5 protein-coding genes are annotated in these 4,670 nt (G+C 31.7%); all 5 read right to left on the bottom strand.

From position 1 onward, the window contains the following. Nucleotides 1-1,056: 1,056 nt before the first annotated feature. The 5 genes from HMPREF3031_RS11580 to HMPREF3031_RS11560 all read right to left on the bottom strand — a co-directional run bounded on the left by HMPREF3031_RS11580 (nucleotide 1,057) and on the right by HMPREF3031_RS11560 (nucleotide 4,537). A complete protein-coding gene (locus tag HMPREF3031_RS11580; protein WP_070724962.1) occupies nucleotides 1,057-2,067 on the bottom strand; it encodes a hypothetical protein in 1,011 nt (336 codons plus the stop codon). Continuing rightward, nucleotides 2,067-2,495: a RusA family crossover junction endodeoxyribonuclease gene (locus HMPREF3031_RS11575; RefSeq protein WP_060804019.1), complete on the bottom strand. Its 429-nt coding sequence runs from the start codon at nucleotides 2,493-2,495 to the stop codon at nucleotides 2,067-2,069. The genes HMPREF3031_RS11580 and HMPREF3031_RS11575 overlap by 1 nt, the downstream gene beginning before the upstream one ends. A 12-nt stretch (nucleotides 2,496-2,507) precedes the next feature. After that, nucleotides 2,508-2,924 carry a hypothetical protein gene (locus HMPREF3031_RS11570; protein ID WP_070625294.1) on the bottom strand — a complete coding sequence of 139 codons (417 nt, stop codon included), beginning with the start codon at nucleotides 2,922-2,924 and terminating at the stop codon, nucleotides 2,508-2,510. Between the two features lie 483 nt (nucleotides 2,925-3,407). Further along, nucleotides 3,408-3,650 (bottom strand): ribbon-helix-helix domain-containing protein, encoded by a 243-nt coding sequence (locus HMPREF3031_RS11565; RefSeq protein ID WP_060804017.1) that lies wholly within the window; start codon nucleotides 3,648-3,650, stop codon nucleotides 3,408-3,410. Between the two features lie 80 nt (nucleotides 3,651-3,730). Then, the gene (locus HMPREF3031_RS11560; RefSeq protein ID WP_070724960.1) at nucleotides 3,731-4,537 is read right to left on the bottom strand and encodes a ParA family protein; all 807 of its coding nucleotides are present in this window, start codon (nucleotides 4,535-4,537) and stop codon (nucleotides 3,731-3,733) included. Nucleotides 4,538-4,670 lie beyond the last annotated feature (133 nt).

Below are 4,670 nucleotides of genomic sequence, written 5' to 3'. Positions count from 1 at the left end.
GTGAACTTATTTTAATGCTGCCTATTATGATTTTTCTATAATATTCTTTGTTTTTATTTAGCTTTATTCTCTATTCTTCAGTTTGTTATTACCTATTCTTTTGAACGTTTTTATTTTACTTATTTCTTTTAAAATGTTATATTTGAATGTTATATTCAATTAAAATATACTTGTATTTCAGTTCGTTTTCGCGAACTTATACCCTAATCAAAAAAAGAACGCCACCTTTGTAGATGACGTCCCTCTTTATGACTAGCTATAAAATTATTCGATAACATCTTACGCTGAGTTATCTACTCTCTAAAATATTGTTTTCTAAGTGTTGATCACTTATTCTACTGCGTATGCATAAATTTTGATGACTGTTATAACGTGTCTAACATCTTGCATAACCTCATATTTTACCTTTTTAGCTAAACTATCACTAAAGTAAACATACGTTTCCTTGTTAAAATTGTCCTCAGTGCTTTTACGTGCTAGGATAAGAGTAGGTCATTCCTTTTGAGACATGACCTACGTTTTGACTCTCGCCTAACAGTGATTCTAACTATCATCACTGTTACAATCACTGTGAAAGCAGTTTGATACATGCATTTTAATAACACCTATACTCCAGCTTTGTCATGGTAAATCATGACAGTAGTATTGGGACATCTTAATTTTATAGATGTCCCTTTTTCTTATATCAATAAGTAGATTTATTTTTCTCCTTATCATTTAGATTTCTTGTACACAATCCCATTTTATTAAATTCTAAAACATCGAATTTTTGAGAATTGTCCTTATCATTTTTACATACTATAATAATGGTAGGCCATCCTTTTTTGGGATATAACCTTATTCTGTTTTCAATGCTTCTACAGAGGTTATTGAAACTTCTGTAGAAGCAATCATACAAGTTAGCCTCAACCTCTGCTAGCTTATATGAAAAAACAACCAATATGTACTCGCCTATTGATTGATAAATAATCCAACAGTGAGTCATGCTGGTTTAATTTTACCTCTATTTTTTCTTAAGTCACACGATTACAACGACTTAAAGGCACCTTAACTTGATTAAGGTGCCTTTCTTTTCTTTCTTTTCTTTCTATCTTCATGCCCATGATAATTATTAGGGGTTCCGCCTAATTGATGGAACCTTGCATACATATACGCTGATAACTCTTTAAAAGCCATATTTAATCTATTAAAGGCATTTTTTGTACCAATATACTCTCGATCTTCCAATAAAGCTCTTCTAGTGTATGCAATCTCTTTAGCAAAAGCCATATTTAATGCATATGAATCTGATTTACGGTTATGACTCTGATAGTATGATAGACCAGAACTTTTAATAGGGCTGAGCAACATCAGAAGCGGTTCAGGGTCCGGACGTTTCCCTCTCTCTTCTGTAATATCTGGTTTGATCTCTGATAGCAGCTGAGCTTCTCGGCAATAGCCCGTATCTTCCAATTCACCAATAATCTGCTCAATTTCTTGTGCTATTTCATCTCCAGCTGTACATGCTTCTCTGAAAATAACGAAACTCGATACATATTCACTTCTGATACGCGATACACGTCCTATCAAGTAAGCTATAATATCAACATAAGTATAATCCTCATAGCTCTTAATTAGTTCCAATAAAACATCAATCTCTTCGATACTTATATTTTTCTGCTTTAAAACAAGCCATACTTGATATAAGACATCAATATCAAGTTCTGATTCTAAGCTGTCTCTAACCTCTATCAACTGCTTTATATCTTCATCATATTCATAATAAATATTATCTTCTTCTAACGTCTCTATATGATTCTCTATCTTCTTCAGCGCACTCTCTTTAACAATCTTTACATCTTCGTCAGCTTCCAAATCAGGTATTTCATCTTCAAATTCTTCGATTTCTCTCTGTAAAAATTGCTCAATTTGTATTAATCCATGTGATAGATGACTATATTCCTGTCTCAGCACATTCATATAATGATAACGTGTTTCTAATTGTTGCAAATAGCGTGCCATCTCTCCTTCTGCTTGGTACATCATCTCTTCTATTTTTATAAACTTATCTAGGTTTGTGACTGCCATCATTCGATTCCCCTTAAGACAATTTCTGTTCTCGGATAATCCATCTCTTGAAATTTTGCCATCGTTACCATTACTACTCGACTATCCTTGACATCTAAGCCTTTGAAAATACTGTCGAGCGCTGCTTTAAGTAAATTATCTATATCAGGTGCTGTTGTACGTGTAATCTGTTTAAGTCTCTTTTGACTCCTAGGCGCTTGAACATAAAACATAATTTCCGCTTTAACACCTAAAGGCGTGTGTATAATATCGAAAAAATCTTCATTCAATGCCTGATCAGCTTCCAATTGTGCCTGTACAGCATCTATATAGTCTATATACGCTTGATCATAATACGTAATCTTTCTGCCATCTCCTAAAAAGCGATGACGCGGCCTTGGCGTTGCCATCGGTGCAAGGTTGATGGTATACCGCCATACTTTGCTCATACATCCAACCTCCTAAGATTGCCCCTTATTGTCGGAAGTTTTGGTACGTTTCGACTCATTTTTGTACTTTAAATAATCCGTATTCATACTATTAATGTGTTTTTGTACAATTTCTTCTTGCTGCTCGAGATCTACTTCAGCTTTTTTCTTCGTTTTTTCATATTTTTCTGGGTGCTCTATATAGTCGTTAAACATTGCAATGACAGTGTTTAATTGTTTAACTGTAAAGATTTCCGCTAAAGCATCAAAGGCACTTTTACTTTCACTGAGCTCTTTTACATTCTTCTTATATTTAAAAACTGCTGTCTTACCTAGTTCTAACTGCTCACTCAATAACTTCCAATGCGCTTCATTAATAAACCATGATGCAATATTTTCACTTTTCGTTTTAGCCATCGTTATTGGCTTTTGTGTTCTTGTATTTGCCATAGACACTTCACCTCTTTGATTAATATGTTTTATATTCGTTATTTTAAATGACGGATTTAATACGTTTCATTTCGGTGTATTGATTCAATTCAAACACTTAACCAGATTCGCCCTATAAAGGTCATTAGGTATAATTTTAAAGTTTTCCGACGTATCATAATAACTTTAATGATTATATAATTAAATAGTAAAAACTCATTGTATTAAAGTACTTTATATAGAAAAACATTGAACTTAAATCATCTATTACTCACTGAGTTCTTTAATATGAACTATTTTAAAATAAAAAACCTTATTTTTTATAGTTCTTTTTTTAGAACTTTAATTGATTGTATTAGTGTGTATAAACATACACATGAATACGTATATATTTGTACTTATCTATATATTTATGTGTATACTTGTGGTTTTTGATAAATGAAAATCTATTCTTGTTGAAGAATAGATTTTATCAGTAGTGTCCTTAGCTTCATCGATGCCTGATTACAATTGCTTAATCAGTTCATTTAAAAATTCTGATGAAGATGAATAATTATTTTCTTTGACTAATTCATCCAGCTTTTTTCTGACTGATGGTTGTAACATAAATTGGTATCTTGCTTTGTTTTCTTTGACTTTGCCCTTTTTAATTTCTATTTTTTTATATGAAACATCCGGTGATGCTGCTTCTTCTAATGCTTTCTCAATATTTTGATCATCTTGTGTATATTTTTTGTTAAATGCCATAGCTCAGGCCCTCCTTAGTTATTAATTGATATATTATTATTTTCTTTAAAGCATATAAAATTATTGGTATGTTACATCAGCTATGCATCTTTGATTGCTTTACATTTCTCACTGAATTGATCAAAAAATGTTTTTTCCTTCGCATATAATTTGGAATCTTTTTTCATCTCAACAATCGGCTTTTTCTCTAAGACACTGCGTGTAATTAATTCTTTGTCTGGAAAATATGTGATGTAGTTTGAGTTATTTTGAATTGCTTCTTTAAAAGCAATAGATGATTTTGTATTATGTTTGACCATATTTCCAACATAAAATAATTCAGCTGTGACATAACTTTCTCTCGTTTTAAAATCTATGAGCTCTTTTTTCAATTTATTAATACGATATTCAATATTAGCATTCGAATCATCACTAAAGCCGCTCGGCTTATTTGGAGAAATGACTTTATGACTGACGACAATGGCATTACGTGTGGATGTACTGAAATCTGGATGCGTATCGATAATAATATAATCGTATTGATCAAGATAATATGCTTCATAATAATCATCTAACCACATATATAACTGCATATCTTTACCATCTGTCGTGCTCATATGTTTTTCATATTCATCCAATCGTAAAAAACCGCTAATGAGATCGATGTTGTCACTGATGTGATGAATTTTAACTTTTTCATTAATATGCAGAGACTCAACTTTTTCAAATATGGATAAAACTGTATTTTTTTGATCATAGATCCCTAAAATCTGAGATAAATTACATTGATGATCGAGATCAATCATTAAAACCTTAGCGCCTGAATCAGCCAGATATTCAGCAAAATTGTAAGATAGTGTAGTTTTGCCGACACCGCCTTTAATAGCTGCGAATGTGATGATTTCCATCTTAACACCTCCATGCTCATTATAACATATACATTTGAACATTAACATGTTTGTATATGTGTGTATGTATATGTGTATATAAGTATGTATTTGTATACCTATTTATATCCTTATTTACGTTCTTATTTATATC

The organism is Staphylococcus sp. HMSC072B07, assembly GCF_001815505.1.
GTDB classification, from domain to species: domain Bacteria; phylum Bacillota; class Bacilli; order Staphylococcales; family Staphylococcaceae; genus Staphylococcus; species Staphylococcus simulans.
Note: the sequence above shows the minus strand (reverse complement) of the source record. Positions and strands in the feature narration are given on the sequence as shown.

Coding starts and splice junctions, on each gene's coding strand:
- HMPREF3031_RS11580 (WP_070724962.1), bottom strand. CDS start 2,067: ATGGCAGTCACAAACCTAGATAAGTTTATAAAAATAGAAGAGATGATG.
- HMPREF3031_RS11575 (WP_060804019.1), bottom strand. CDS start 2,495: ATGAGCAAAGTATGGCGGTATACCATCAACCTTGCACCGATGGCAACG.
- HMPREF3031_RS11570 (WP_070625294.1), bottom strand. CDS start 2,924: ATGGCAAATACAAGAACACAAAAGCCAATAACGATGGCTAAAACGAAA.
- HMPREF3031_RS11565 (WP_060804017.1), bottom strand. CDS start 3,650: ATGGCATTTAACAAAAAATATACACAAGATGATCAAAATATTGAGAAA.
- HMPREF3031_RS11560 (WP_070724960.1), bottom strand. CDS start 4,537: ATGGAAATCATCACATTCGCAGCTATTAAAGGCGGTGTCGGCAAAACT.